Genomic DNA, 25,370 nt, shown 5'->3' with positions numbered 1-25,370 from the left:
GGAGAAATCGCATGAAATCCCGAGCCGCCGTTGCCTTCGAAGCGGGCCAGCCGCTGCAGATCGTGGAGATCGATGTCGAACCGCCGCGCCAGGGCGAAGTGCTGGTGCGCATCACCCACACCGGCGTGTGCCATACCGACGCGTTCACGCTGTCCGGCGACGACCCGGAAGGCATCTTCCCGGCGGTGCTCGGCCACGAGGGCGGCGGCATCGTCGAGGCGGTGGGCGAGGGCGTGACCAGCGTCAAGGTCGGCGACCACGTGATCCCGCTGTACACGGCCGAGTGCCGCAAGTGCAAGTTCTGCCTGTCCGGCAAGACCAACCTGTGCCAGGCGGTGCGCGCCACCCAGGGCAAGGGCCTGATGCCCGACGGCACCACGCGCTTCTCCTACAACGGCCAGCCGATCTACCACTACATGGGCTGCAGCACCTTCAGCGAGTACACGGTGGTGCCGGAGATCTCGCTGGCCGTGGTCAATCCCGAAGCGCCGCTGGAGAAGGTGTGCCTGCTCGGCTGCGGCGTCACCACCGGCATCGGCGCGGTGCACAACACGGCGAAGGTGAAGGAAGGCGACAGCGTCGCGGTGTTCGGCCTGGGCGGCATCGGCCTGGCGGTGATCCAGGGCGCGGTGCAGGCCAAGGCCGGGCGCATCCTGGCCATCGACACCAATCCGGGCAAGTTCGAGCTGGCGCGCAGCATGGGCGCCACCGACTGCATCAACCCGAAGGATTACAGCAAGCCGATCCAGGAGGTCATCGTCGAGCTGACCGACGGCGGCGTGGACTTCAGTTTCGAGTGCATCGGCAACGTGCACGTGATGCGTTCGGCGCTGGAGTGCTGCCACAAGGGCTGGGGCGAGAGCGTCATCATCGGCGTGGCCGGCGCCGGCCAGGAAATCAGCACGCGTCCGTTCCAGTTGGTCACCGGCCGGGTCTGGCGCGGCAGCGCGTTCGGCGGGGTCAAGGGCCGCACCCAGCTGCCCGGCATGGTGGAGCAGGCGATGCACGGCGAGATCGACCTCGATCCGTTCATCACCCACACCCTGCCGCTGGACGAGATCAACGAAGCCTTCCACCTGATGCACGAGGGCAAGTCGATCCGCACCGTCATCCACTTCTGACCGCAGGTCAGTCCGGCGCGCGGCCGTTTCCGCGCATTGCAGCGACGCAACGAACCCGGGAGGGGGCAAGATGAGTACTGTGACGATTCATCCGTCGGTGGATGCCGGCGTGCGTGCCGGCGCGGAGCAGTTCCAGGGCGGCACCCTGGAATGCCATTGCGCCAGCGACAAGGTGGTGGTGGACGTGGGCGCGCAGACCGCGCACAACCATGCCTGCGGCTGTACCAAGTGCTGGAAGCCGAAGGGCGCGACCTTCTCGGTGGTGGCGGTGGTGGCGCGCGACAAGGTGAAGGTGACCGCGCACGAGGAGAAGCTCAAGGTGGTGGACGAGAGCGCGACGATCCGCCGTCACGCCTGCACCGGGTGTGGCGTGCACATGTACGGCCGCATCGAGAACACCGAGCACCCGTTCTACGGCCTGGATTTCGTGCATACGGAACTGTCGCCGCAGCAGGGATGGTCGGCGCCGGGCTTCGCCGCGTTCGTGTCCTCGATCATCGAGAGCGGCACCCGTCCGGAGGCGATGGATGGAATACGCAATCGCCTGCGCGAACTGCAGCTGGAACCGTACGATTGCCTGTCGCCGCCGCTGATGGACGCGATCTCCACCCACGTGGCGCGCAAGAACGGCGTGCTGCACTGAAGCCCGCTGCCGCGCGCGTCGCCGGTCGACGCGTCGCGGCATCTCCGCCTGCGGCCGCTCGCGGCCGCAGGCCCACAATTCGGAACTCCCCATGGAACGCATCGAACACCACGCCTGCTGCGGCGGCTGGCAGGACGTCTATCGCCACGACTCGGCCGTGCTCGGCTGCGCCATGCAGGTGGCCGTGTACCTGCCGCCGCAGGCCGAGCACGCCAAACTGCCGGTGCTGTACTGGCTCAGCGGCCTCACCTGCACCGAGCAGAACTTCATCACCAAGACCGGCGCGCAGCGCTATGCGGCCGAGCACGGGGTGATCGTGGTCGCGCCCGACACCAGCCCGCGCGGCGAGCAGGTCGCCGACGCCGAGGGCTACGACCTCGGCAAGGGTGCCGGCTTCTACGTCAACGCCACCCAGGCGCCGTGGGCCGCGCACTACCGCATGTACGACTACGTGGTGCAGGAACTGCCGGCGCTGATCGAGGCGCAGTTCCCGCACAACGGCCGGCGCGCGATCAGCGGGCATTCGATGGGCGGCCACGGTGCCCTGGTGATCGCGCTGAAGAACCCCGGCCGCTATCGCAGCGTGTCGGCGTTCTCGCCGATCGTGGCGCCGACCCAGGTGCCGTGGGGCGAGAAGGCCTTCGCCGCGTATCTGGGCGAGGACCGTGCGCAATGGCAGGCATACGACGCCAGCGCGCTGATCGGCAGCGCCAGCGAGCGCCTGCCGTTGCTGATCGACCAGGGCGGTGGCGACGAGTTCCTGGAGAAGCAGTTGCGTCCGCAGTTGCTGCAAGCCGCTGCCGAGGCTGCCGGCTATCCGCTGACCCTGCGCGTGCAGCCCGGCTACGACCACAGCTACTACTTCATCGGCAGCTTCATCGGCGAACACATCGCCTTCCACGCGCGCGCGCTGCAGGACTGAGCGCGCGATCCGCCGGCGGTCCGCGCACCGCGGACCGCCGGGCGGCAGGGCGCCGGGGGATGCGCTGCCGGTGGCGTCGCATGCCCTCCGCGCGGTCGCCCAGGCCGCGCTGCCCGATGGCGGGGCGCCTGCAGGCGAGCGACGCAGGCCGCGCGCCCTTGCCGGCCGCGCACATGACAGGCCGGTGACCACGACGGCCGCCGCATGGTCGGTCTCGTAAACAAACAGGGGCGCCGCAGCGTCCGACATGCGGTTGTGCGATCGCGTTCGCGCCTGCTGAGACGGGGGCTGGCTAGATTGCGCAGTGTTCGCCATCCCCACGTCACTGGACCGGAGCCGCGCCATGTCCTGCCGTCGCACCTTGCTGCTTCCCTGGCAGCGCTGGCGCAGCCCGCTCGGCCCCCTGGCGATGCTCGCCTGCACCCTGTTCGGCGCCTGCGTGGCGCTGGCGATCGGCGCGGCCACGCCGTAGCCGTGCCTGGCGGCCGTCGGCTGTGCCCACACTGCGCGTCGGACGCGTGACGGCGACCCCATAGCACCGCGGCGGCGATCGCCGCGACGCAAGGGTGGCTGCGTGGATCCAGCCGTCCGCTTCCGCTCGGGCGGCTGGCATGTGCTGTTTTGAACAGTCATGCGCTGCGTCCGTCACGCCCTGACGCGCAGAGGGGAGTCTCCGTCTCGAGTCATTCCGATCTCGCTCGTTAGCGGCTTGCTGTTGCGGCGATGCTTGACATCCTTTCATGTGTCAGATATTTCTGACACATGAAGAGGGGAGTGATGACGGGAGACCAATTGCTGGCGATGCTGTCAGCGCTCGACAACCCGCACCGGCTGAGGATCATCGCGGCGCTGCAGACCGGTGGCCGCAATTACATCAGCCGTCTGGCGCGGGACGTCGGCATCAGTCGGCCGCTATTGCATTTGCATCTGAACAAGCTGGAGGCGGCGGGTCTGGTGACCAGCCAGCTCGAGCTGTCGCACGACGGAAAGGCGCTCAACTACTTCGAGCTCAGCGCCTTTCGACTCGAACTTTCACCCTCGGTCATTGCCGATGCCGCGACATCGCTGACCGACAAAGTAGAGAAATAGGAGACGGCCTTGTCGGAGCATCTGTACCTTTTGACGATCTGCCTGCCGCTGGGCACTGTGCTGCTGATCTTCGGCATGCGTTATCTCGCCGCGGTCCGGCAGGCCAAGGCGCAGCTCGATCACAACCAGGCCTGCCGCGAGCTGGCCGAGAAGACCCAGGCGGCGCTGAGCGACATCCATCTCCGTCTCGACGGCATCGAAAAGATTCTCAAGGACGTCGGATGATGGCGATCCAGACGACGCCCGCCGTCGCCGGCGCCAGTGCCGCGTCCGCGCGTGATCGCGACGTGGTGCCGCTGTGGCGGTTGTATGCCCTGCGCGCCGGCTATCTGCTGCTCGTGATCGGTCTGGGCGTGCAGGTCTGGCCGGGTATCGTGCTGCGGCACGACGGCTGGGAGCTGATGGAGGGTGTGGTGCAGTGCATGCTGGGCGCGATGGGGCTGCTGGCTGTGCTCGGACTTCGCCACCCGCTCAAGATGCTGCCGCTGCTGCTGTTCGAGATCGTGTGGAAGCTCGTGTGGCTCGGTGTCGTTGCAGCGCCGCGATTGCTGCACCAGCAGATGGACGCCGGCACCTGGTCCACGCTCTCGGCCTGCTTGCTGGTCGTGGTCTTCCCGATCGTGATCCCATGGCGCTACGCCATCTCGACGTTCATGCGTGCGCCCGCCGACCGCTGGCGGTGACCGAGCGATCTCTCTCTCGCATTCCTGCAACACTGGACACGTCATGGCGTACGACATGCAAGGTCGCCCGCAGTTCTATGCACGTGTCGCTGGCGCGCTCTATCTCGCCGTCATCGTCCTGGGCGGCTTGGCAGAAGGTTATGTGGCGAACGTTCTGGTCGTGCCTGGCGACGATCTGGCCACCCTCCACGCCATCGTGCAGCACGCGCAATTGTGGAAACTTGGGCTGGCCGCGAACCTGATCGTACCGTTGATCGCGGTGGTGCAGCTGTGGATCGAATACATGCTGCTGCGGCCGGCCGGTAAGGGGTTGGCGCTGTTGTTCGTGTTGTTGAACATGGCGTCGCTTGCGGTGGAAGCGGTCAGTAAGCTGTTCCAACTACTGGTTCTGCCCCTGGCTAGCGCTAGCGCATCGGCCGAGGAGCCGCGCCAGGCGGCCGCGTTGGCCTCGCTGGCTTTGCTGGGCCATGAGGTCGGCTTCAACATCGCCCTGCTCTTTTTCGGCGCTGCCTGCCTGGTCAGCGGCACGTTGACCTGGCGCTCGCGCTACCTGCCCCGGTTCGTCGGCGCATTGATGGTGTTGGCCGGCCTCAGCTATCTGGTGGCCTCGTTTGCAGCGCTGCTGGCGCCCGCGGTTGCTCGCATGCTCAGCCCCGGCATTCTGTTGCCGGTGCTGGTGGGCGAGACGACGTTCTGCCTGTGGCTGCTGATTCGCGGCGTCGACCTGCGGCAATGGGAGGCCAGGGCCGTCGCGGTGTAGACGTTCCGTCCAGCGCCTTGCGCAGGTCCGCCGCGGCCTGTCCTAGGGCGGCGGACCTGCCGCGGTGCAGGCGGTGCGGCGTGCGCAAGCTCCGGCACTGCGTCGACACGGGTGCAGGAAACGCCTGGCTGCGTGGACGACGGCGCTCAGCGCGGCAGCCGCGCGGCCAGGTGGCCCAGCCGTCGCATCGCCTGTTCCAGCGGCTCGCTCCATGGCTGGCCGCAGCTCAGCCGCAGGTGGTCGGCGTAGTCGCCGCGGCTGGAGAACAGATGCCCGGGCGAGGTGCCGATGCCCTCGGCGAGGGCGGCCTCGAACAAGGCCTGGCCGCTGCCGGCGTCGGCCAGTTGCAGCCACAGCGACAGGCCGCCGGCCGGGTCGCCGATGCGGGTGCCGGCCGGCCAGTGCCGCAACACCGCCTCGCGCAGGCGCTGGCCGTTGTCGGCCAGGGTGCGGCGCAGCTTGCGCAGGTGGCGTTCCAGGTCGTGCCGCTGCAGGTAGTCGGCCAGGGCCAGTTGCGGCAGGCTGGCGCCGCCGATGGTGGAGAAGTACTTGGCGCGCACCAGCGCGTCGGTCCAGGCGCCGCCGAGCAGCCAGCCCACGCGCAGGCCGGGCGCCAGCACTTTGGAGAAGGCGCCGCAGGTGATCACGTTGCCGTGCGTGTCGAAATGGCGCAGCGGCCTGGGCCGTTGCCCCGACCAGTCGAGTTCGCCGTAGATGTCGTCCTCGATCACCACCGTGCCGTGGCGCGCGCAGCTGTCGAGCAGGCTGCGCTTGGCCGTGTCGGGGGTAAGGCTGCCGAGCGGATTGTTGAAGTTCGGCACCAGCACCGCGGCGCGTGCCGGCCTGCGCTGCAGCAGCGCGTCCAGGCGCGCGGCGTCGATGCCCAGGCCCGGCCGGTTGGGGACTTCCAGCACCTTCAGGCGCAGCGCCGCCACCGCCTGCAGGATGCCGTGGTAGGTCGGGGTTTCGACCAACACCACGTCGCCGGGCGCGGTGAGGGTGCGCAGCGCCAGGCTGATCGCCTCCATCGCGCCGGCGGTCACCACCACTTCGTCGGCGGCCACGGCGGTGGCGCAGTGCGCGTAGCGCTGCGCGATCTGCCGGCGCAGTGCGGCGTGGCCCTGCGGCGGTGCGTAGTCGAGCGCGGCGCTGCGCTGGCGGCGCAGTTGCCGCGCCAGTGCGCTGGCCAGGTGCGCGCCGGGCAGCAGCGCCGCCGCCGGCGTGGCGGTGTGCAGCGGCACCAGGTCCGAGCGCGCGAGCATGTCCAGCACGCCTTGCAGCGCGGGATTGGCGACCGCGCCAGCGGCGCGCCGCCGGGTCGTGGCGCTCGTGCCGGTCGGTTGCGGCGTGGTCGCGGCGCGCACGAAGTAGCCGGAGCGCGGCCGTGCCTGCACCCGGCCTTCGCGTTCCAACTGCAGGCAGGCCTGCACCGCGGTGGCGGCGCTGATGCCGTGGCCGGCGGCCAGTTGCCTGATCGACGGCAGGCGCTCGCCGGCGCGCAACGTGCCCTGCGCGATCTGCTCGCGCAACTGGCTGGCGAGGGCTTCGTACAGGCGCATGCGCAGGCCTCATCTGTATCGGTCGATTTGCAGCGTATCTGACTCTGTGCTGGTCGCCCACCCCGGCGCACACTGGCCGCGTCCCTCCCCGATTCCCGAGGCCGCGCGTGCAACTGCCGCTGTTCATCGTCGATGCGTTCACCACGGTGCGGTTCCGCGGCAACCCGGCCGCGGTGGTGCCCCTGCAGGCGTGGTTGCCGGACGCGCTGATGCAGGCCATCGCCAGCGAGAACAATCTGTCGGAAACCGCGTTCTTCGTGCGCGAAGCCGATGGCGCGTTCGCGATCCGCTGGTTCTCGCCGCTGCGCGAAGTGGGGTTCTGCGGCCATGCCACCCTCGCCAGCGCCTTCGTCGTCGCCACCCAGGGCCTGGCGCCGCTGCCGTTGCGGTTCCGCGCCGCGGCTGTCGGCGAACTGGCGGTGGATCGCGAGGCCGACGGGCGCTTCGTCCTGCACTTTCCGAACCAGGCGCCGACGGTGTTGGCGACGGTGCCGCAGGCGCTTGCGCAGACGCTGTCGATCGCGCCGCAGGCGGCATACCGCAACGACCAGGCCTACATCGCCGTGTACGCGGACGAAGCCCAGGTGCGCGCGGTGGTGCCGGACCTGGCGCGGATGCTGGCGCTGGCGCCGCGTGATGTCGTGGTCACCGCCCCCGGCCGCGACCACGATTTCGTGTCGCGCTATTTCTGGCCGGCCAACGGCGGCGCCGAGGATCCGGTGACCGGCTCGATCCATGCGGCGCTGGCGCCGTTGTGGGCGCAGCGCCTGGGCAAGCAGGACCTGCGCGCGTTGCAAGCCTCGGCGCGCGGCGGTGAACTGGAGTGCCGGGTGCTGCCGGACCACGTGCAGGTGCGCGGCGCGGCCGTGCAGTACCTGCACGGGACCATCGCGCTATGAGCGCGGTGCAGGCCGCGCCTGCGGGTGCGTCACGGCGCGCGCTGTGGCAGCTGCTGCTGGCCGAGGTGTTGATCGGCTCGGTCGGCGTGTTCGTGCACGAGAGCGGCCAGGATCCGGTGACCGCGGTGTTCTACCGCTGCCTGTTCGGCGCGCTGTTCCTGACCGTCTGTGGCCTGCTCGGCGGGCAGTTGCGCGGCCTGTGGCGCGAGCGCGCGTTGTTGCGCGATGCCGCGCTCAGCGGCGTGCTCCTGGTACTCAATTGGGTGGCGCTGTTCGCCGGCATGGCACGCTCGTCGATCGGCGTGGCGACCATGGTCTACCACGTGTTCCCGTTCGTCATGCTGATCCTGGCGGCGTTGCTGCAGGGCGAGCGCAGCCGCCGTTCCGACCTGGGCTGGACGCTGCTGGCCTTCGTCGGCGTGGCCTGTTCGGCCGATCCGCTGCGGCTGTGGTCCAGCGCCGACCGCGGCTATCTGGGCGGGATCGCATTGACGCTGCTTGGCGCGTTGCTGTGCGGCGCGTCGTTGCTGATGTCGCGGCGGATCAGCCGCGAGCGGCCGCTGGCGGTGGTGACGGTGCAGTGCTGGGTCGGTGCGGCGATGCTGGCCGGCTTCTCCAGCATCGCCGCGCTGCATCCCGGCCGCCACTGGTTCTGGCTGGTCGGCCTGGGGGTGATCCACAGCGGCGTGGTGTACGTGCTGTTCTACAGCGCCTACCGGCATCTGCACGTGGCGGCGATCGCGGTGGTCGCCTTCGTCTACCCGCTGGTGACGCTGCTGCTGGACTACCTGTTGTACGGCCACCGGCTGGTGCCGGTGCAGTGGCTGGGCCTGGCGTTGATCGTGCTGGGCACGCTGGCGGTCAATCTGCGATGGTCCTGGCCGCGCCGGGCGGTTGCCGCGTCGTAGCGTGGCACGGCTCCGCTTGGGCGCGTGGGCCACCGCAGTGCAGTGGCCTGGGGCGCTCGGCTCAGCGCACGTCGCGCAGTTCCCAGCCGCTGCCGGCGAGCAGGCGCAGGCGCTGCTTGAGGATGTCGCCGGGGATGCTGGTGGTGGCGGACAGGTCGATGCGCAGATCGTCCTGGCGGCCGGTCACCCGTGCCGCCGGATCGGTCACGCCCAGGGCCGGATCCACCTCGTCCGGCTCCGGCTGCATCGCGCGCCAGCGCTCGAACCAGGCAGGGTCGCTCAGGGCGGCCTGCAGCTGTTCGGCGAAGGCGTCGGCGCCGTGCGCGGTGAAGCTCAGCGACGGCTGGCTGCCGCGGGCACGGGCGGGATCGGGCAGGCTGATCGAGTAGGTGACGGCCATGGGCATCTCTTGTGGGCGGTACGAAGCGGCGCAGCCTAGCAGAGCCGGCGGTGACCGGCCGTCGACGCGACCAGCGGGCGATCAGCCGAAGCGCAGCGCCTCGCCAGCGAAGCCCAGCACCAGCGCGCCCTTGCCGACGTTGACCATGCCGGTCAGGCTCATCACGCTTTCCAGCACCTCCACGCCGTGGCTGTCACAGGCCTGGCGCAGCGCCGCGTAGCCGGGCAGGGCGCGCAGCTCTGCCAACTCGCCGCCATAGCTCAGGCACAGCGTGGGCGTCATCAGCCCGGCGGCTACGCGTTTGGCAGCCAGACCGAACAGCGTCTGCACGGCGTGGTCGAAGCCCTTGAGCTTGGCCACCGGTGCGGTCTCGCCGCGGTGGCAGTGCAGCACCGGCTTGATGTCCAGGGCCGAGCCGAGCGCGGCGCTGAGCAGGCCGACGCTGCGGTCGCCCTTGCTGCGCGCGCGGCTGCGCAGGTAGTACAGGTCGCGCGCGATCATGTAGCCATGGGTGTGCTCGGCCAGCGTCTCCAGCCGTTCGCGGATGGCCTGCACACCGGCATCGCTGGCGCGCAAGCGCACCGCCTCGGCCGCCACCACCGCCTGTGCGGCGAACAGGTTCTGGGTGTCGATCACCCGCAGCGCGAACGGCGAGGCGTGGCCGGCGGCCTGACGGATCGGCTTGTAGTCGTTGAGGATGGCGAAGCCGGCCTGCTGCGCATGCGCGTGGATCGGACTGCGGGTCTTGGTGATGGTCAGGCAGAACACGTGGTCGTAGTCGATGACCAGCCGGCCCAGGAACAGCTCGCGGATCTGCGCCACGCTGTAGGGAATGGTCTCGGCCTCGGCACCGTGCGCGCTGATCTGCGTCTGCAGGAACTCCAGGGTCGCCTCCTGGTCGCGGCGATCGGCCAGCACGGTGTCGCCCAGGCGCACACTGATCGGCAGGACCACCAGGTCGTGTTGGGCGATGTAGTCCTGCGGCAGATCGCAGGCGGAATCTATGACGATGCCGATGCGCATCCGCTGAAGCTCCAGTACGGGGAAATGTCGATGAACATGGCGGCCGCTCAGGCGTTGCGCTGTACCGCGGCCGGCAGGGTGCCCAGGCGCGCCATCTCGCCGCGCTGCAGCAGCTGCGGGTCGGCCAGCACCGCGCGCATCAGCGGGTGCGCGTCGTTGCCCCACAGCAGGGTGTCGTCGATCTGCAGGGTCGGCACGCCGAACACGCCGGCGGCCAGCGCCTGCTCGGTGTTGGTGCGCAGTTGCGCCTTGACCTGGGCCTCGGCGGTGGCCGTGGACACGTCGGCGATGCCCAGCGCCTGGCCGACCGGCGTCAGCGCCGCGGCGTCGTCGCCAGCGTGGCCATCGCGCCACAGCCAGTCGAAGATCGCGTCGATGGCCTGTGGCGTGGTGCCGGCGGCGATGCACAGGCGCAGCGCGGTCAGCGGGTTGAACGGGTGCGCTGGCGGGAAGCGCAGCGGCACGCCCTGCTGCTGCGCCTGCCACTGCACGAAGCGATAGGTGAATTCGCGCTTGTGCGGCACCTCGGCCGGCCCGCGCGCCTGCAGCTGCGCCAGCACCGCGCCGAACACGATCGGCACCGGCTGGATCCGGGCGAACTCCGGAAGCGTTTTCACCTGCTGCCAGTGCAGATAGGAAAACGGCGAGATGAAATCGAAGTACCAGCGCAACGTCATCGTGCTTCTCCGCAATGACCCATCAGCTTATCGCGACGTCGTGCCCACTGCGACTCGCTGCGCATGGTGCAGTGCGGGATGTGGGTGCGGCTTGGGCGTGGCGCCGACCGCGCTGCGTAGACGATGCCGTGGCGAAAATCTCGCCGGCTCTCGATATCTGTGAAGCACCGCGCGGCCGCGGCCTGGATCGCGGTAGCGCTATTGCGCTGACGCATGGCGGGCGCGCGTCTTGTCATAGCTCGCGGCACGCACGCCTTGCTAGCGTCCGCCGCGGCAGCAGCTTCGCTGTCCCTGCACGCTCAGGAGAGACCGACATGCACGCTTCCGCTCCCGTTTCCGCCGCCGCTTCGCCGCGCCTTCCCGCCACCGTCGTCAGGTCGCCGCGCGGATGGGCGCGGTCCCTGCGTGCGCTGTTCGCCATGGCCCTGTTCGCCGTGGCGCCGCTGGCGCTGGCCGGTCCCTACCAGGTGTACGGCAACCAGTACGCCTGGGTGAACAACTTCAACGACCCCAACAACGTCATCCAGGGCACCTTCCACAGCGGCAGCACGCCGAGCATGACCGTGACCTTTAATTTCCCCAACGCCAGCCTGTACGGCTATCCGGCGATCCTGCGCGGCTCGCACTACGGCTTCAATCCGACCTCCGACCGCACCTTCCCGCGACAGGTCTCGGCCCTGCGGTCATTGCCGGCGACCTTCGCCTACTCGTCCGGCGGCAGCAACCTGGCCGGCGACTTCGCCTACGACCTGTTCTTCCGCTGGGACAACACGGTGTCGTCCAGCGCGATCCCGCAGGCCGAAGTGATGATCTGGGGCGGCCACAATTCGTATCCGATCGGCACGCTCACCGCCAGCAACGTCATCAGCGCCGGCGGCTACACCTTCGATCTGTGGGAAGGCATGAACAGCGCCGCCGGCTACTACGTCTACACCTTCATCCCGCACAACACCGCCGGCCAGCCGACCCTGCCGAGCAACGGCACTCTCAACATCGACATCAAGCCGTTCCTGAGCTGGCTGCACACCCACCGCGCACAGGACGGACGCTTCAGCAACGCGATGTACCTGCACGTGGTCGAGGCCGGCTTCGAGGTGGTGCGCGGCAACGGCTGGGCCTGGATCCAGGCCAACATCGGCGCCAACTGAAGCCGCCGCGGGCACCGCCGGGCTCAGGGCGGCGGCGCCGTGCACCGTGCCGCATTTTTCCAGGCGGCACGGGCGCTCGGCAGGAATGCATCGGAATCGCCAGGCTGCACGCTGTGGCGCACGTCCTCGGCATCGTTGCCGGCGCGTCCAGCCTGGTGCCAGCGTGCGCAGGCAAGCGGCACCTCTCCAGCACCCCACGGTGCCGCCTCACGGCGCGAGCAGTTGCACGCTGTCGAAGACGATGGCCGGGCCGAGGAAACCGTTGTCCGGCGAACCCGAGGCCACGTCGATGTCCAGCGTGTTGAGGCCGGCCTGCAGCGCACTGGCGGGAATGTCGACCAGATATGCCGTGTTGTTGCCGCGATAGGTGCCGCGGGTGATGCCGCGGCTGTCCGGCTGCTCCGGGCGCGGCGGCACCGGCCCGCTCCAGCGCTCGTTCACCCGCAGCTGCGGGCGGCCACCGGCCTGGGTCAGGGTGACGAACAGCCGCAGGCGGTAGGCGTGGACCTGCTCCGGCGCGAGCACGAAGGCGATGCGCGTGGGCGTGTTGACGCCGCGCCATTGCGCCGCCGGGAATGCGTCGAGGTAGTCGTGGCCCACGCGATAGGTCAGCGGCCCCCATGGCGCCATGCGCCGGTCGGAGGGATGCGCGCTCGCCAGCCGCGCGGCGTTGCGGAAGCCGGAAGGCGTGCCATCGGGATCGCCGATCTGCCAGATCACCTGGCCAGGCAGCGGGACCGCGTGCAGGTCGGCCTCGGCGGTGGCCGCGGCTGCGATCTGCACGGTGTCGTGGGCCACCTCCAGCTCGTTCTGGTACAGCGCGATGCGGTACGCGCCGGGGCGGATGCCGGCGATGCGGAAGTGACCGTCTGCGTCGGCCCGGGCCCAGTACTGCGCCTGCGCGTTGCGCAGGGCAACCACCGCCGGCTGCCCCGTCGTGATGCCGAAGACCTGGCCGGCCACCGCGCCGCGCTCCGCTGCGCCCAGGAAGCCCTGCAGTCCCAGCGAGGCGTCGACGAAGCGCAGGTCCGGCGGCACCTGCGCTTCCGTACCGCCGCGGCTGAACTGCAGCACGTACACGCCGTGCAGGCCGCCGCGGTAGGGTTCGGTCTGGGTGTGGTTGGAAAACATGTAGTCGTACAGCTCGTGGGTGCGCGCGGTCGTCTGCGTGGCGATGTCCTTGAAGAACGGCCCGCCCGCGCTGTGTTCGCGATCGCCCATCCACATCCGCACGGCGATGCCGGGTCCGCGCACGCCATGCACGGTGTCGTCGATCGCGCGCCGCGCCGAGTAGAACTTGGAGCTGGTGCGACCGTCCGGCAGCAGGAACACGTCCTTGCCCTCGATCGCGGTGCCGACGTTGGAGTCCGGCTCGCGTTCGGCATCGGGCAGCTTCGCTGCGTCGAGCCGGGCGATGAAGCGCAGTTCGCCGACCGGCAGCAGGGTCGGCGCATAGGTGGCCAGGTAGAGCGCGTCGCGGCCCTTGCGCGCCATGTAGTACTGCACCAGGTCGCCGGCGCTGGCCGAGACCACGATGGTGTCGCCGACGGTGCGCGCGTCGACGTGGGCGCTGCCCAGGCCCGAGGCGATCTGCGTGTGCTTGGGCTCCGGGCTCTGCAGTTCGATGCCGTGGTAGCGCATGGAGACCACGTCGCCCGTGCGCGTGTCCACGCTGAACTGCAGATCGGCGCCGCTGTCGACGACGAAGCGCTCGCCGATCCTGGCGACGCCGAAACGGCCGGCGTCGGCGCATGCGGGCGCTGTGCTGGTCAGCGCGAACAGGCACAACAGCAGGCAGGGCAGGCGGGACATAGCGGCGCGCGCAAGGGCAAGAAGGCGCACAGCCTACTGCGCGTCGGCGCGGTGCCGGATGTCGCCGGCGCGCGTCGGTCGGGCGGCGCTCAGCCGCGGGTGGCTGAGCGCGGCGAAGGCGCCAGCGGGACGGCGGCGTCTGCACGCCGCCGCCGCCGCGTTCTCGGCGAGGCTAGTGGGTGTAGGCCTTCGGCAGCACGCCGTTCTGCTGCATGTAGCGGTCGCGCAGTTCGGTCTGCCGCGAGCGCATCGGGATGGCGCGGCCGCCCAGCCAGACCTGCTCGGCGTAATGCGCCACGTCCAGCGGATCGCCTTCCCACAACACCAGGTCGGCGAGCTTGCCCGGGGCGATGCTGCCCAGGCGGTCGCCCACGCCGAAGGCCTCGGCCGGGATCCGGGTCAGGCCGGCCAGGGCGGCGTCCCACGGCAGCCCGTGGGCCACCGCGTTGCCGGCCAGCTGGCGCTGCTTGCGCGCATTGTGCGCACCGTCGCCGCCCTGGGTGAAGCTCACCGCCACGCCGGCCGCGTCGAGGCGCGCGGCGTTCTCCAGGGTGGCGCCGATCTGGTCGAAGCTGGCCGGCAGGTCGTCCAGCGCATTGACGAACACCGGCACCTGCGCCTTTGCCAGTTCCGGTGCCAGCTTCCAGGCCTCGTCGCCGCCGGCGATGGCGATGCGCACCTTCTCGCGTTGCGCCCAGCGCAACAGCTGGCGGATGTCGGCCGCACGGTTCACCGTCACCACGATGCGGCCCTGGCCGGCGAGGTAGCGCGCCAGCACCGCGCGGCCGGCCGGAGTCAGCAGTGCATGCGGCGAATCGGCGGGCATGCGCCCGCGCGCTTCGGCCACCAACTGGTCGAGCAGCATCCACTGCGCCGCGCGCGACTTGCCGCTCAGCTCCAGCGCATCACTGCCCAGGTGCAGGTACAGCGCGCGCGGACCGATCGGGTCGGCGCCGCCGTCCAGGCGCATCACCGCGCCCTGGCCGGCGACGAAGGCGCCGCCGGTGTTGGCGCCCAGTGCGGTGAAGCCGATACCTTCCACCCGCGCGACCGGAATCAGCACCGATTCGGGGTTGTAGGCCAGGGTCACGTCGAACTCCGGACGCATCGGCTGGTCGTGCGGCAGGGTCAGGGTGCTGTCGACGGTGGAGGCCTCACCGGACACCTCCTCGATGCCGATCTCGGTGATGCCGCCGAACAGCGCCGGGGTCAGCGGACGGCCCTTGGCCTCGACCACGGCCACGCCCGCCGGCGCGCTCAGGCCGGGGCCGACTGCGCGGATCACCCCGCCCTGGACCAGCACGTCGGCATTGGCGAGGGTGCCGCGGGCGCTGGCGGTGTGCACGGTGGCGCCGCGGATCAGCACGTCCTGGGCGAAGCCGGGCGCACTGCCGAGCAGCAGGCAGGCGGTCAGCGCCAGGCGCTGCGCCAGGCGATGGGGAGAGGGCATGGCGCGGCTCATCGGGCAGCCTCCTGGCCGAGCATGAAATCGGAGGTGGGTTGCAGGCGGCGGTCGGCGCGATCGTAGACCTGCGCGCCGTCGATGTAGACCTTGTCGGCCAGGGCGTAGGAGCTGAAGGGGTTGCCGTTCCACAGCACCACGTCGGCCATCTTGCCCGCCTCCAGCGAGCCGGTCTGCTTGTCGATGCCCAGCGCCTTGGCCGGATTGCTGGTCAGCCAGCGGATCGCGCGTTCGGGCGGGATGTCCATGCCGGCGCGGCGGCCAGCGGCCATCGCCTTGGCCGCTTCCTGGTTGAGCCGCTGGATGCCTTCCTCCGAGTCCGAGTGCACGATCGCGCAGCCGTTGGCGGGACGATCGACCAGGGCGATGTTCTCCTGGATGCCATCGAAGGCTTCCATCTTGAAGCCCCACCAGTCGGCCCACAACGCGCCGCAGACGTTCTCCTGGGCCAGACGGTCGGCGATCTTGTAGGCCTCCACGCCATGGTGGAAGGCGGCGATCTTGAAGCCGAACTCCTTGGCCAGGTCGAGCATGGTGGTCATTTCGTCGGCGCGGTAGCAGTGGATGTGCACGCGGATGTCGCCGTTGATCGCGCCGGCCAGCGTGTCCAGCTTCAGGTCGCGCTTGCCGCCGCTGTCGCCGCTGCTGTCGTTGTCGCCGGCACCGCGGCTCCACCAGTGGCGCTTGGGCGGGTTCTTCTGCTTCGGCGCGTTCTTGCGCAGGTATTCGCTGGCGTCGATGAAGGCGGCACGGTAGCCGGCGACGTTGCCCATGCGCGTGGATGGGCCGCCCTTCTCGCCATACACCCGCTTGGGATTCTCGCCGCAGGCCATCTTCAGGCCCCACGGCGCGCCGGGGAACTTCATCGCCTGGTAGGTGGTGGCCGGCACGTTCTTCAGGGTGACGCCGCGGCCGCCGACCAGGTTGGCCGAGCCGGGCAGCACCTGCAGCGCGGTAACGCCGCCGGCCAGCGCGGTGCCGAAGCCCGGATCCTGCGGCCAGATCGAATGCTCGGCCCACACGTTCGGGGTCACCGGCGCGGTCGCCTCGTTGCCGTCGCTGTGCGCACTGACGCCCGGGCTGGGATACACGCCCAGGTGCGAGTGCACGTCGATGATGCCGGGCGTGACCCATTTGCCGTGGCCGTCGATGCGGGTGGCGTTGGCCGGCGCGGTCAGTGCGCGGCCGACCGCCTGCACGCGGCCGTCCTGCAGCAGCACGTCGGCGTCGTCCAGGCGCTCGCCGGTGCCGGTGAGCACGGTGGCGTGTTCGATCAGCACCGGCACCGACGCCAGCGCGCGGTAGGTGCTGGGATAGGGATCGTCGACGAAACGCGAGGCAGCGGCGGCAGGGCCGCACAAGGCCACGCCCAGGCAGGCGAGCAACAGATGACGCATCGGATTTTCCCCGGAAGATGGACGCGGCCCTTGCGGCCGTGCCCGCACGCTAGCCCGAGCCGGCGCGCTTGCCAAGTGCGGGTGCGGCACGGGCGCCGCCGGCTGCACCGGATCGCGACGCCGGACCTGCTATGCAGGCCGATTGCCGCCCATGGAAACTGCGATGACCGACACCCCTGCGCGCACCGTCGTGGACTTCTGGCGCAGCGCCGGCCGCGAGCGCTGGTTCGCCGCCAACGACTCCTTCGACGCCAATGTGCGCCAGCACCTGCTGGAGGCGCACCATGCCGCCGCGCGCGGCGAACGCGGCGACTGGCTGGCCGACGCCGAGGGTGCGCTGGCGCTGCTGCTGTTGCTCGACCAGGTGCCGCGCAACGTGTTCCGCGGCAGTGCGCATGCCTTCGCCACCGACGGCCTGGCCTGCCGCTACGCCGACCAGGCGCTGACGGCCGGCTTCGACCAGGAGACCGATGCGGAGCTGCGGATGTTCTTCTACCTGCCGTACGTGCACGCCGAGGACGCCGCGCGGCAGCGCCAGGCGGTGGAACGGTTCAGCGCGCTCGGCGACGCCGAGTCGCTGCAGTGGGCAGTGGTGCACGAAGACGTGATCCAGCGCTTCAGCCGCTTTCCGCACCGCAATGCGGCGCTGGGGCGCACGACCACGCAGGAGGAGCAGGCCTTCCTGGATGCGGGTGGGTTTGCTGGTTGAGGGAAGCAGGACCTGCGCGTTCGCCACTGCATGCGGACGAAGCCACTGGCGCATCGGGTGTCACTGCAGTCGGGACTGAAGTCCCTCCCACAGGGGGCACCAGGCTGCTGGCGCGATCCTAGTCTTCTCACAGGAGGCAAGGCGTGCGCTTCTTGTGGGAGCGGCTTCAGCCGCGACGAGCGAAGCCAGCGGGCGCATCAGATCTCGTTGCAGTCGGGACTGAAGTCCCTCCCACAAGGAGGGCCGGACTTCGGTGCTGCCGTCAGCACTTGCGCAGAGTGTGCCCAGGGTAGGAGCGGCTTCAGCCGCGACCGGGCCTTACCGGTAAAGCACGGTCGCGGCTGAAGCCGCTCCTACGCGTTCGCGCGTTTGCACGTTGTGGCGAACGCGACACGCGGACACAAAAAAGGGCGATCTTTCGATCGCCCTTTCGATGCGTCCGCGCTGGACGCAAACAAGGTGCTTAACTCAGTACTTCGGCACGCTGCCGTCGACCTGGTCGGTCCAGGCGTCGATGCCGCCGACCACGTTGTGCACGTTGCTGAAGCCGAGCGAACGGAAGTGCTCGGCCGCCTGCGCGCTGCGGCCGCCGTGGTGGCACAGGAAGGCCAGGGCGGTGTCCTTCGGCAGCGCTTCCAGCTGCGCGCGCTGCTCGCCGTCGAGGGTGCGGAACGGCACGTTGACCGCCGCCACCGCGCGCTCTTCCGGCGGGCGCACGTCCACCAGGATCAGGCCGCCGGCGCGCACGCGGTCGTCGGCGTCGCGCGGGCTGAGGTCCTGCACCGGCTTGGGTGCGTTGGGATTGTCGATGGCCAGGCCGCGGCCGCGGATGTCGTCCACCCAGTCGATGGTGATGCCGTCGGCGCGGCGCGCGCTGCCCAGGTCGAACTGCACGCGCAGGCCGTTGGACTCGGCGGCGATGGCGTTGGGATCGGTCGGCGCCAACTGGAAGTTCGGCTGGAACTGCGCGTCGATCGCCAGCGCCAGGCTCGCGCCCGGGGCGTCGGCCAGCGCGCCGCGCAGCATCTCGGCGGCGGCGTCGGTGATGGTGATCGACGGCGGGGTGCGGTCCGGCGCGGCCACGCCGAGCAGTTCGCTCAGTTCGCCGCTGCCGGCCATCTGCAGGATGATGTCGCTGCCGCCGATCAGCTCGCCGTCCACGTACAGCTGCGGGATGGTCGGCCAGTCGCCGTAGACCTTGATGCCCTCGCGGATGTCCTGGTCGGCAAGCACGTTGACGTGGGCGAAGTCGACGCCGAGTTCGTTCAGCGCGCCCACCGCCTTGGCGGAGAACCCGCACTGCGGCATGCTCGGCTGGCCTTTCATGAACAGCACGACGCGGTTGGAGCTGAGCAGCGTTTCGATACGGGAGCGCAGGGCGGGGTCGAGGGACATGGCAGCAGTCGTCGCAGAGTCGGACCGATCATTCTACGCCGCATGGCATCATGGGACATGACAGTTCCGGAAACGCTGCATCGCATCCCGCGCCACCCGTACCGCTGGCTGCCCTGGGCGCTGGCCTCGCAGGCGCTGGTGGCGGCGCTGTGGTGGGCCTACGGTTGGCGATTCGGCCTGCCGGCGCTGCTGCTGTCGCACGCGGCGCTGGTGCTGCCGGTGTTCCTGCCGCGGGCGCGGCTGTACGCACCGGTGCTGGATCGCCTGCCCGGCAGCGCGCCGCGGGTGTGGCTGACCATCGACGACGGCCCCTCCGACGACACCGCGGCGATCCTGGACCTACTCGACCGCCACCAGGCCAAGGCCACGTTCTTCCTGGTCGGCGCCCGCGCCGCCGCGCGCCCGCAGCTGGTACGCGAGATCCTGCGCCGCGGCCACGGCATCGGCAACCACAGCCAGCACCATCCGCAGGCGTGGTTCTGGGCGCTGGGACCGCGGCGCATGGCGCAGGAAATCGGCCAGGCGCAGCAGACGCTGGCCGCGATCGCCGGTACCGCACCGCGCTGGTACCGCTCGGTGGTGGGCATGACCAATCCCTTCGTCGCCGCACCGCTGCGCCGGCATGGCCTGACCCGGGTGGCCTGGAGCGCGCGCGGCTTCGACGGCGTGCGTTGCGCCCCCGCCGTCACCGTTGCGCGCATTGCCCGCGATCTGCGCCCCGGCGCCATCGTGCTGCTGCACGAGGGCGCGGCGCACGGGCACAATCCGGCGATCGTGGAGGGAGTGTTGCAGGCGGTGCAGGCGCGCGGGCTGCAGGCGGTGCTGCCGGACTGAGTCGGGTGCGTCGTGCTGTTGCGGCAGGGCGCGGCGCGCGGCAGGCGGCGTGCAGATCGATGCGCCGGTGCCGGAATCAGCGCGGCTGTGCCATGCCGTAGGCGATCAGCGCCGCCATCGCGCCGAGGGTGAGCAGGGCGCACAACAGGCCGAGGATGCCGTAATGCTTGCTGCGGCCAGGCTGCAGGCAATTGCCGATGCCAAGCGCGATGGCGCAGACCTGGGCGATGGCGGTGAACAGCGCCAGCAGTCCGAGCAGCAGCGACATCGGCGCGTGCGGGCCAGCGGCGAATGTCGGGATCACGAAGAAGGTGCTGAGCAATAGCGCCGCCAGCAGCACGAAGGCACTGATCAGGCTGGTCGCCAGGGCGGCGATGCCAAGGCCGGAGCGTGACCGTGGCGCGGGTGCCGTCATGCGTGGCAATCCGCGTGTGGGTGTGCGAAGCCGAAGCGGCCGCTGCGTGTGCGGTATCGCGCCAGGCTCAACGCGGCTCCGCCACGATCAGCCAGTTGTTGAACGGCGTGTTGCCGTACAGCGGCGCGAAGCTGGCGCGCAGGCCGGCGGCATCGAGCTGGGCCTGCAGGCTGTCGCGGGTGGGATAGGCCTTGGGCAGTTCCTGCATCCAGCCGGCCAGGTGCGCGAGCACGTCGGTGATGCGGCTGGTGCGGCCGCGGCCGCTGGCATCGCCCAGGCCGCTGCGGATCACCAGCTTGGCGCCGGGGGTGAGCATGCGCGCGACGCTGCGGATCAGGTTGGACTGCATGTCGCGGTCCAGGTACTGCAGCACGTCCAGGATCGCGACGCTGCCGTGGTGCTCGGGCCAGGACTGGCCCAGGTCGACCACCGCGAAATGCGTGTCCTGCAGCCCGTTGCGTGCGGCGATGGCACCGGCGCGGCGGATCTTGGCCGCGTCGATGTCCACGCCGTGGTAGCGCTGGCGCTGGCCGTCGGCGCGCAGCGCGTGCGCGAGCAGTCCGAGCCCGCAGCCCAGGTCCAGCACCGGCGCGTCGGTGCCGCGCAGCGCGGCCAGCACGCCGGGGTAGAGCGGATCGGTGCGCAGCTTGGTGCGTGTGTAGTAGTAGTCGTAGCGATTGCCCAGCGGATGCGTGGGCAGGAAGGCGCGGGCGATGGCCAGGGCCTGCGGGCGGGTCATGGGCTGGGTGGTGCTGGCGTCGCGCAATGTCGGTCCTTGGCAGCGGGCGTCGTGTGCCAGCTAGGCTAACGCATCGCGGGCCGCCGGCAACAGCAGCGCGGTCCAGCGCGCATACATCGCCGCCGACGGATGCAGGCCATCGGCGGCCAGCATCGCCGGAGTGCCTCCGCCCTCGCGGCTGCAGCCGGTGATATCGACGAAGCGCACCGCGCGCGCGGCGCAGCAGGCCTGCGCGGCGGCGTTGAAGGCGTCGATCTGCACGGCGATGTGCGCCGGATCGTGCGCGGGTGGCTGCGCGAAGGCGGTCACGCCCCAGTCCGGGATCGACACCGCCAGCACCCGCTGCGGCCGCGCGTCGGCAAAGCCGATCGCGCGCTGCAGCAGCGCGTCGAACTGCGCGCGGTAGTCGTCGAGCGGGTAGCCGCGGTACTGGTTGTTGACGCCGATCAGCAGCGTCACCAGGTCGAACGGCCCCTGCAGAGTTGCCGCGTCGATGCCGGCATCCAGTTCGTCGGTGGTCCAGCCGGTGGTGGCGACGATCTGCGGATCGGCCAGGGCGATGCCGTCGCGGCGCAGCGCCGCGGCCAGTTGCATCGGCCAGCGTCCGTCGGCGTCAACGCCTTCGCCGATCGTGTAGGAATCGCCCAGTGCGAGATAGCGCAGTTGCGGGTGGTGCAGGGGCGCTGAAATGGATGCGCTCATCGCACCGCTACCGCTGGACCGTGGTGGCTCATGCGCTCAGCCGCGCCGACCGGCACGCTTTGCCCATTCCCCACTCACCGCCCCACAGCCGCCCGCGGCTTCAGCGGCACCACCTTGGTGGCATCCTCGGCGCGGCGCGCCAGCACCCGGTCGATGCGCGCGAACACCTCGCGCATCGTCGCCGCCTCCGGCAGCAGGGTGACGCGGAAATGGTGCCGGTAGGGCACGTTGAAGCTGGAGCCGGGCACCACCAGCACGCCTTCCTGTTCCATCAGTTCCAGGGCGAACGCGTGATCGTCGAAGCCGCGTGCGGCAGCGCCGACCACCGCCGGGAACGCATACAGCGCGCCGGCCGGCTGCACCAGTGACAGGTGTTCGCTGGCCGCGCAGGCCTCGAGCACCGCGCGGCGGGTCTCGTACAGGCGTCCACCCGGGGCGCACAGCGGCGAGATGGTGTCCGGGCCGTTGACCGCGGCGTCGATCGCGAACTGGCCGGGGACGTTGGCGCACAGGCGCAGTGCGCCGAGCAGGTCCATGGCGTTGCGGAAATCGCCGACGCGCTCGGCATCGCCGGACAGCAGTGCCCAGCCCACGCGCCAGCCGCAGGCGCGGTGCACCTTGCTCAGGCCGCCGAAGCTGATGCACGGATGCGCGCCGGCCAACGGGGCCACCGACACGAATTCCGCGCCGTCGTACAACACCTGGTCGTAGATCTCGTCGACCATCAGCAGCAGGTTGTGCTTGACCGCGATGGCGACGATCTTCTCCAGTAGCGCGCGTGAGTAGCTGGCGCCGCTGGGGTTGTTCGGGTTGATCAGCACGATGGCGCGGGTGCGCGAGGACACCAGCGTCTCGATCTCCACCGGGTCCGGCTGGAAGCCGTTCTCCGGCGCGCAGCGGTAGTACACCGGGCGGCCGTCGTTGAGGATGGTGGCAGCCGACCACAGCGGGTAGTCCGGCGAGGGCACCAGCACCTCGTCGCCCGGGTTGAGCAGCGCGCGCAGCGACAGGTCGATCAGCTCGCTGACCCCGTTGCCGACGAAGATGCGGTCCGGGTGCGCGTCCGGGTGCTGGCGCCGTGCGTAGGCCGCGGCGATCGCTTCGCGCGCCTCCGGCAGGCCCTGCTGGTGGGTGTAGGGATCGGTGCGACCCATGTCGTCGGCGATCGCGCGCTGCAGATGTTCCGGGGCACGGAAGCCGAACGCGCCGGGATTGCCGATGTTGAGCTTGATCAGCTTGCGCCCCTGGGCCTCCAGCTCGCGGGCTCGCCGTGCCAGTTCGCCGCGGATCTCGTAGCGGACTTCGGACAGGCGTTCGCGGATTGCGAGCGGCTTGATCGGCAGGGTGGGCATCGCATTGGCCGGTGGGGCGTGGGACCTGCATGGTAGCGGAAATGTGACACCGCGGCGGGGCGGTGCGGCGCCGTGGTGGCGGGCCGTCTACGGCGGTGGCACGGTGGCTGGCCCGTGTGGCGGCCACACACGCGTCGCGCGGGTCATGCGCCGCTGCTGGCGACTCCCGGGACGCCGCCTGCGGCGCGCCGCTCGCGTCGCGGCGGGGCGGGGTAGCCGCGCAAGGTGCCGCCCTGCGCGTGTCCCAGTGACCGCCCTGCGCTCACCTTTGGCCCCGGCACACCCTCTAGAATTCGCCCATGACCTCCTCCCCGATCGACTTCAACGCGTTGCGCCCCATCGGCTGGCCCTGGCCCGGAATGCCCGAGGAGCCGGCCTGGCGCGCGCTGTTCGACGCGCATCCGCAGGCGCGGCCAGCGCGGGTGGTGGAGCAGCACCGCACCGGCTATGTGGTCGCCGACGCGGTGGACACCGGCTTCAAGGTCGAATCGCTGCCGGACTGGCAGCGGCCGCGGTTTCCCAGCCACGAACGCGCCGCGGTCGGTGATTGGGTATTGCTGGAGGAGACGCGCATCGTCGCGCTGCTGCCGCGGCGCACCGCGATCAAGCGCGGGGCCGCTGGCGAGCACTACCACCAGCAGGTGATTGCGGCCAACATCGACACGGTGTTCATCGTCTGCGGCCTGGATGCGGACTTCAATCCGCGCCGGATCGAGCGCTATCTGCTGCTGGTGGGCGGCGGTGGTGCGGCGCCGGTGGTGGTGCTGACCAAGGCCGACCTCACCGAGTACGCCGACGACGCGCTGGCGGTGCTGGAGGAATTGGCGGCGCAGTCGATCCCGCTGCTCACGGTCAACGCCCGCCAGGCCGACAGTGTCGACGCGCTGCGACCGTGGCTGGGGCCGGGGCAGACCGCGGTGCTGGTCGGCTCGTCCGGTGCCGGCAAGTCGACCCTCACCAACACCTTGCTCGGTGTACAGAAGATGCGCACCGCGGCGGTGCGCGCCACCGATTCGCGCGGCCGCCACACCACCACCCACCGCGCCCTGCTGCCGCTGCCGTCCGGCGCCTGCCTGATCGACACGCCGGGCATGCGCGAGCTCAAGCCCACCGGCGAGGAGGACCTGGCCGAGGGCGGCTTTGCCGACATCGAGGCGCTGGCCGCGCAATGCCGCTTCAACGACTGCGCGCACCAGGCCGAACCGGGCTGCGCGGTGCAGGCGGCGATCGAGCGCGGCGAGATCGAGGAGGCGCGGTTGGCCAATTACCTGAAGCTGCGCGACGAGGTCGCCGGCGCCGCCGGCAAGCTCGCGCAGCGCCAGGCGCAGAACGCGGCCGCCGGCCGCAGCGGCAAGCCCGGCGGTAGCAAGCCCAGCGGCGGCAAGCCGGGCGGCAAACGTCCACCACCGCGCACCCTGCGTCGCTGACGCCGGCCGTGGCCAAACGCGCGCTGCCGGCCGAGATCCGCCACCACGCCGCGCTCGACGCACGGCTGGTCAAGGCGGTGCGCGGCATCCGCCTGCTGGCCCTGGCCAGTTGGCCGGTAGCGTTGCAGGCGCCGTTCCTGGAGAGCGTGGCGCGCGGGCAGCCGCAGCTGCCGCAGGTGCACTACCCCACGCTGGATTTCGCCGACACCCGCCGCGAGCTGGCGGCGATCGCCCAGGCCGCCGATCCTGCGCATCCGCTCGGCGCCTACCTGCAGGCTTCGGTGCACAGCTGGGATCTGGCCGCGGCCCTGCTGGAAGCGCTCGGCACGCCGGCAGTGGGCACGTACTCGGCGCAGCTGTTCGGGGTGCCGGACGACCCGATGCCCGGCCACGGTCCCACCACCCGCGAGGCCGCCGGCCATTTCATCCGCATCGCCCAGGAGCTGGACCGCGAGCTGTTCTCGGCCGAGGAACAGGTGCCGGTCTCGGCCACCGCCCTGCGCCTGCTGCTGCAGCGCGACCTGGACGAATTCTTCGGCGCGCGGGTGATCACGGTGGAACTGGATCCGGACCTGCTGGCCAAGGCCGCCGCCGGCGCGCAGCGCATCCGCCTGCGCTCCGGTGCGCACTTCAGCGACTACGACCGGGCGCAACTGTTCCACCATGAGGCGCTGGTGCATTCGCTGACCGCGCTCAACGGCCGGCAACAGGCGCAGTTGCCGAGCCTGGCGCTGTCCTCGCCGCGCACCACCGCCACCCAGGAAGGCCTGGCGACGTTCGCCGAGCAGATCACCGGCAGCATCGACATCGAGCGGATGAAGCGGATCAGCCTGCGCATCGAAGCGATCGCGCTGGCCCGCGACGGTGCCGACTTCATCGAGGTGTACCGCTACTTCGACGCGGCCGGACAGTCTCCCGCAGAGAGCTTCTCCTCGGCGCAGCGCGTGTTCCGCGGCGTCCCCACCACCGGCGGTGCCGCGTTCACCAAGGACACCGTGTACCTGCGCGGGCTGGTGTCGGTGCACACCTTCTTCCGCCAGGCGCTGCAGCGCGACCGCCTGCCGCTGTGCCGCTGGCTGTTCGCCGGCAAGATGGCGCTGGAGGACGTGGCCGCGTTCGCACCGCTGTTCGAGTCCGGCGTGCTGGCGCCGCCGCGCTGGTTGCCGACGTGGGTGGCGCGCGCCAGCGGCCTGGCCGGGATGCTGGCGTTCTCGCTGTTCGCCAACCGCATTCGCATGGACCAGGTGGAGCGCGTGGATGCCGACGGCCCGGGTGCAGGCGGGTCGGTCGGAGC

At 70.5% G+C, this 25,370-nt stretch carries 26 protein-coding genes and 1 pseudogene; 15 read left to right on the top strand and 12 right to left on the bottom strand.

The window, feature by feature from the left end; all coding sequences use genetic code 11:
- Positions 1–11: 11 nt before the first annotated feature.
- The 8 genes from ACP93_RS11985 (at position 12) to ACP93_RS21170 (ending at position 5,218) form a co-directional block, all read left to right on the top strand.
- Entirely contained in the window at positions 12–1,121 is a 1,110-nt protein-coding gene (locus ACP93_RS11985) for an S-(hydroxymethyl)glutathione dehydrogenase/class III alcohol dehydrogenase (RefSeq protein ID WP_048490914.1), read from the top strand.
- Between the two features lie 70 nt (positions 1,122–1,191).
- Positions 1,192–1,764, top strand: coding sequence for an S-(hydroxymethyl)glutathione synthase (gfa, locus tag ACP93_RS11980; protein WP_048490913.1), 573 nt, complete (start codon positions 1,192–1,194; stop codon positions 1,762–1,764).
- Positions 1,765–1,855: 91 nt separating this feature from the next.
- Positions 1,856–2,686, top strand: coding sequence for an S-formylglutathione hydrolase (fghA, locus tag ACP93_RS11975; RefSeq protein WP_048490912.1), 831 nt, complete (start codon positions 1,856–1,858; stop codon positions 2,684–2,686).
- A gap of 343 nt (positions 2,687–3,029) precedes the next feature.
- The gene (locus ACP93_RS22465) at positions 3,030–3,158 is read left to right on the top strand and encodes a hypothetical protein (RefSeq protein ID WP_255347936.1); all 129 of its coding nucleotides are present in this window, start codon (positions 3,030–3,032) and stop codon (positions 3,156–3,158) included.
- A 305-nt stretch (positions 3,159–3,463) separates the two neighbouring features.
- Positions 3,464–3,775, top strand: a complete 312-nt coding sequence (locus ACP93_RS11970) for an ArsR/SmtB family transcription factor (protein WP_228136021.1) — start codon at positions 3,464–3,466, stop codon at positions 3,773–3,775.
- Between the two features lie 9 nt (positions 3,776–3,784).
- Positions 3,785–4,000: a hypothetical protein gene (locus tag ACP93_RS11965; RefSeq protein WP_048490910.1), complete on the top strand. Its 216-nt coding sequence runs from the start codon at positions 3,785–3,787 to the stop codon at positions 3,998–4,000.
- On the top strand, positions 4,000–4,458 hold the full coding sequence (locus ACP93_RS11960; protein ID WP_048490909.1) for a hypothetical protein: 459 nt from the start codon (positions 4,000–4,002) through the stop codon (positions 4,456–4,458). Before ACP93_RS11965 ends, ACP93_RS11960 begins: the two co-directional genes overlap by 1 nt.
- A gap of 43 nt (positions 4,459–4,501) precedes the next feature.
- Complete coding sequence (locus tag ACP93_RS21170) at positions 4,502–5,218, top strand: DUF4386 domain-containing protein (protein ID WP_204243678.1); 717 nt, start codon at positions 4,502–4,504, stop codon at positions 5,216–5,218.
- Between the two features lie 146 nt (positions 5,219–5,364).
- Here the strand turns inward: ACP93_RS21170 and ACP93_RS11950 are convergent, their stop codons facing one another.
- The gene (locus tag ACP93_RS11950; RefSeq protein WP_048490908.1) at positions 5,365–6,777 is read right to left on the bottom strand and encodes an aminotransferase-like domain-containing protein; all 1,413 of its coding nucleotides are present in this window, start codon (positions 6,775–6,777) and stop codon (positions 5,365–5,367) included.
- Positions 6,778–6,884: 107 nt separating this feature from the next.
- Here ACP93_RS11950 and ACP93_RS11945 point away from each other — a divergent pair, with 107 nt between their 5' ends.
- Positions 6,885–7,676, top strand: coding sequence for a PhzF family phenazine biosynthesis protein (locus ACP93_RS11945; RefSeq protein ID WP_048490907.1), 792 nt, complete (start codon positions 6,885–6,887; stop codon positions 7,674–7,676).
- Positions 7,673–8,584, top strand: a complete 912-nt coding sequence (locus tag ACP93_RS11940) for a DMT family transporter (RefSeq protein ID WP_048490906.1) — start codon at positions 7,673–7,675, stop codon at positions 8,582–8,584. Before ACP93_RS11945 ends, ACP93_RS11940 begins: the two co-directional genes overlap by 4 nt.
- A gap of 61 nt (positions 8,585–8,645) precedes the next feature.
- On the opposite strand, the gene ACP93_RS11935 is transcribed toward ACP93_RS11940, so the two are convergent.
- From ACP93_RS11935 to ACP93_RS11925, 3 genes are all read right to left on the bottom strand, one after another.
- Complete coding sequence (locus ACP93_RS11935) at positions 8,646–8,984, bottom strand: hypothetical protein (RefSeq protein ID WP_048490905.1); 339 nt, start codon at positions 8,982–8,984, stop codon at positions 8,646–8,648.
- 81 nt (positions 8,985–9,065) lie between these two features.
- A complete protein-coding gene (locus ACP93_RS11930) occupies positions 9,066–10,007 on the bottom strand; it encodes a DegV family protein (protein WP_048490904.1) in 942 nt (313 codons plus the stop codon).
- A 47-nt stretch (positions 10,008–10,054) separates the two neighbouring features.
- Positions 10,055–10,684 carry a 2-hydroxychromene-2-carboxylate isomerase gene (locus ACP93_RS11925; protein WP_048490903.1) on the bottom strand — a complete coding sequence of 210 codons (630 nt, stop codon included), beginning with the start codon at positions 10,682–10,684 and terminating at the stop codon, positions 10,055–10,057.
- Positions 10,685–11,103: 419 nt separating this feature from the next.
- Between ACP93_RS11925 and ACP93_RS11920 the strand changes: the two genes are divergently transcribed.
- Positions 11,104–11,832 (top strand): GH12 family glycosyl hydrolase domain-containing protein, encoded by a 729-nt coding sequence (locus tag ACP93_RS11920; protein WP_228136020.1) that lies wholly within the window; start codon positions 11,104–11,106, stop codon positions 11,830–11,832.
- Positions 11,833–12,039: 207 nt separating this feature from the next.
- On the opposite strand, the gene ACP93_RS11915 is transcribed toward ACP93_RS11920, so the two are convergent.
- The 3 genes from ACP93_RS11915 to ACP93_RS11905 all read right to left on the bottom strand — a co-directional run bounded on the left by ACP93_RS11915 (position 12,040) and on the right by ACP93_RS11905 (position 16,503).
- Entirely contained in the window at positions 12,040–13,644 is a 1,605-nt protein-coding gene (locus ACP93_RS11915; protein WP_048490901.1) for a rhamnogalacturonan lyase B N-terminal domain-containing protein, read from the bottom strand.
- A gap of 172 nt (positions 13,645–13,816) precedes the next feature.
- The gene (locus tag ACP93_RS11910) at positions 13,817–15,094 is read right to left on the bottom strand and encodes an amidohydrolase family protein (RefSeq protein WP_228136024.1); all 1,278 of its coding nucleotides are present in this window, start codon (positions 15,092–15,094) and stop codon (positions 13,817–13,819) included.
- A gap of 8 nt (positions 15,095–15,102) precedes the next feature.
- Entirely contained in the window at positions 15,103–16,503 is a 1,401-nt protein-coding gene (locus ACP93_RS11905; protein ID WP_048490899.1) for an amidohydrolase, read from the bottom strand.
- Between the two features lie 163 nt (positions 16,504–16,666).
- Between ACP93_RS11905 and ACP93_RS11900 the strand changes: the two genes are divergently transcribed.
- Positions 16,667–17,212, top strand: a complete 546-nt coding sequence (locus ACP93_RS11900) for a DUF924 family protein (protein WP_048490944.1) — start codon at positions 16,667–16,669, stop codon at positions 17,210–17,212.
- A gap of 468 nt (positions 17,213–17,680) precedes the next feature.
- On the opposite strand, the gene grxD is transcribed toward ACP93_RS11900, so the two are convergent.
- Positions 17,681–18,607: a Grx4 family monothiol glutaredoxin gene (gene grxD, locus ACP93_RS11895; RefSeq protein WP_048490898.1), complete on the bottom strand. Its 927-nt coding sequence runs from the start codon at positions 18,605–18,607 to the stop codon at positions 17,681–17,683.
- A 42-nt stretch (positions 18,608–18,649) separates the two neighbouring features.
- On the opposite strand from grxD, the gene ACP93_RS11890 reads away from it, so the two are divergent.
- Positions 18,650–19,441, top strand: coding sequence for a polysaccharide deacetylase family protein (locus ACP93_RS11890; RefSeq protein ID WP_204243677.1), 792 nt, complete (start codon positions 18,650–18,652; stop codon positions 19,439–19,441).
- A gap of 76 nt (positions 19,442–19,517) precedes the next feature.
- On the opposite strand, the gene ACP93_RS11885 is transcribed toward ACP93_RS11890, so the two are convergent.
- The 4 genes from ACP93_RS11885 to ACP93_RS11870 form a co-directional block, all read right to left on the bottom strand.
- Complete coding sequence (locus ACP93_RS11885; RefSeq protein ID WP_048490896.1) at positions 19,518–19,856, bottom strand: hypothetical protein; 339 nt, start codon at positions 19,854–19,856, stop codon at positions 19,518–19,520.
- Positions 19,857–19,923: 67 nt separating this feature from the next.
- On the bottom strand, positions 19,924–20,595 hold the full coding sequence (locus ACP93_RS11880; protein ID WP_017910897.1) for a methyltransferase domain-containing protein: 672 nt from the start codon (positions 20,593–20,595) through the stop codon (positions 19,924–19,926).
- Positions 20,596–20,655: 60 nt separating this feature from the next.
- Positions 20,656–21,297, bottom strand: coding sequence for an SGNH/GDSL hydrolase family protein (locus tag ACP93_RS11875; RefSeq protein ID WP_048490895.1), 642 nt, complete (start codon positions 21,295–21,297; stop codon positions 20,656–20,658).
- Between the two features lie 74 nt (positions 21,298–21,371).
- Complete coding sequence (locus ACP93_RS11870) at positions 21,372–22,649, bottom strand: pyridoxal phosphate-dependent aminotransferase (protein ID WP_048490894.1); 1,278 nt, start codon at positions 22,647–22,649, stop codon at positions 21,372–21,374.
- Between the two features lie 299 nt (positions 22,650–22,948).
- Here ACP93_RS11870 and rsgA point away from each other — a divergent pair, with 299 nt between their 5' ends.
- Both rsgA and ACP93_RS11860 read left to right on the top strand, forming a co-directional pair.
- Positions 22,949–24,076, top strand: a complete 1,128-nt coding sequence (gene rsgA, locus ACP93_RS11865) for a ribosome small subunit-dependent GTPase A (protein WP_048490893.1) — start codon at positions 22,949–22,951, stop codon at positions 24,074–24,076.
- Positions 24,077–24,084: 8 nt separating this feature from the next.
- Positions 24,085–25,326, top strand: a pseudogene (locus tag ACP93_RS11860) (flavohemoglobin expression-modulating QEGLA motif protein); the annotation flags it as partial.
- Between the last annotated feature and the right edge of the window lie 44 nt (positions 25,327–25,370).

The organism is Xanthomonas sp. NCPPB 1128 (genome assembly GCF_001043115.1).
Lineage (GTDB): Bacteria > Pseudomonadota > Gammaproteobacteria > Xanthomonadales > Xanthomonadaceae > Xanthomonas_A.
Note: the sequence above shows the minus strand (reverse complement) of the source record. Positions and strands in the feature narration are given on the sequence as shown.

Excerpts from the sequence above, each read along its gene's own strand:
- ACP93_RS11985 (WP_048490914.1), top strand. The coding sequence starts at position 12 with ATGAAATCCCGAGCCGCCGTTGCCTTCGAAGCGGGCCAGCCGCTGCAG.
- ACP93_RS11925 (WP_048490903.1), bottom strand. The coding sequence starts at position 10,684 with ATGACGTTGCGCTGGTACTTCGATTTCATCTCGCCGTTTTCCTATCTG.
- ACP93_RS11910 (WP_228136024.1), bottom strand. The coding sequence starts at position 15,094 with ATGCCCTCTCCCCATCGCCTGGCGCAGCGCCTGGCGCTGACCGCCTGC.
- ACP93_RS11970 (WP_228136021.1), top strand. The coding sequence starts at position 3,464 with ATGACGGGAGACCAATTGCTGGCGATGCTGTCAGCGCTCGACAACCCG.
- ACP93_RS11950 (WP_048490908.1), bottom strand. The coding sequence starts at position 6,777 with ATGCGCCTGTACGAAGCCCTCGCCAGCCAGTTGCGCGAGCAGATCGCG.
- ACP93_RS11870 (WP_048490894.1), bottom strand. The coding sequence starts at position 22,649 with ATGCCCACCCTGCCGATCAAGCCGCTCGCAATCCGCGAACGCCTGTCC.
- ACP93_RS11930 (WP_048490904.1), bottom strand. The coding sequence starts at position 10,007 with ATGCGCATCGGCATCGTCATAGATTCCGCCTGCGATCTGCCGCAGGAC.
- ACP93_RS11885 (WP_048490896.1), bottom strand. The coding sequence starts at position 19,856 with ATGACGGCACCCGCGCCACGGTCACGCTCCGGCCTTGGCATCGCCGCC.
- gfa (WP_048490913.1), top strand. The coding sequence starts at position 1,192 with ATGAGTACTGTGACGATTCATCCGTCGGTGGATGCCGGCGTGCGTGCC.
- ACP93_RS11940 (WP_048490906.1), top strand. The coding sequence starts at position 7,673 with ATGAGCGCGGTGCAGGCCGCGCCTGCGGGTGCGTCACGGCGCGCGCTG.
- grxD (WP_048490898.1), bottom strand. The coding sequence starts at position 18,607 with ATGTCCCTCGACCCCGCCCTGCGCTCCCGTATCGAAACGCTGCTCAGC.
- ACP93_RS22465 (WP_255347936.1), top strand. The coding sequence starts at position 3,030 with ATGTCCTGCCGTCGCACCTTGCTGCTTCCCTGGCAGCGCTGGCGCAGC.
- fghA (WP_048490912.1), top strand. The coding sequence starts at position 1,856 with ATGGAACGCATCGAACACCACGCCTGCTGCGGCGGCTGGCAGGACGTC.
- ACP93_RS11935 (WP_048490905.1), bottom strand. The coding sequence starts at position 8,984 with ATGGCCGTCACCTACTCGATCAGCCTGCCCGATCCCGCCCGTGCCCGC.
- ACP93_RS11960 (WP_048490909.1), top strand. The coding sequence starts at position 4,000 with ATGGCGATCCAGACGACGCCCGCCGTCGCCGGCGCCAGTGCCGCGTCC.
- ACP93_RS11915 (WP_048490901.1), bottom strand. The coding sequence starts at position 13,644 with ATGTCCCGCCTGCCCTGCCTGCTGTTGTGCCTGTTCGCGCTGACCAGC.
- ACP93_RS11905 (WP_048490899.1), bottom strand. The coding sequence starts at position 16,503 with ATGCGTCATCTGTTGCTCGCCTGCCTGGGCGTGGCCTTGTGCGGCCCT.
- ACP93_RS11880 (WP_017910897.1), bottom strand. The coding sequence starts at position 20,595 with ATGACCCGCCCGCAGGCCCTGGCCATCGCCCGCGCCTTCCTGCCCACG.
- ACP93_RS11920 (WP_228136020.1), top strand. The coding sequence starts at position 11,104 with ATGGCCCTGTTCGCCGTGGCGCCGCTGGCGCTGGCCGGTCCCTACCAG.
- rsgA (WP_048490893.1), top strand. The coding sequence starts at position 22,949 with ATGACCTCCTCCCCGATCGACTTCAACGCGTTGCGCCCCATCGGCTGG.
- ACP93_RS11900 (WP_048490944.1), top strand. The coding sequence starts at position 16,667 with ATGACCGACACCCCTGCGCGCACCGTCGTGGACTTCTGGCGCAGCGCC.
- ACP93_RS11875 (WP_048490895.1), bottom strand. The coding sequence starts at position 21,297 with ATGAGCGCATCCATTTCAGCGCCCCTGCACCACCCGCAACTGCGCTAT.
- ACP93_RS21170 (WP_204243678.1), top strand. The coding sequence starts at position 4,502 with ATGGCGTACGACATGCAAGGTCGCCCGCAGTTCTATGCACGTGTCGCT.
- ACP93_RS11890 (WP_204243677.1), top strand. The coding sequence starts at position 18,650 with ATGGCATCATGGGACATGACAGTTCCGGAAACGCTGCATCGCATCCCG.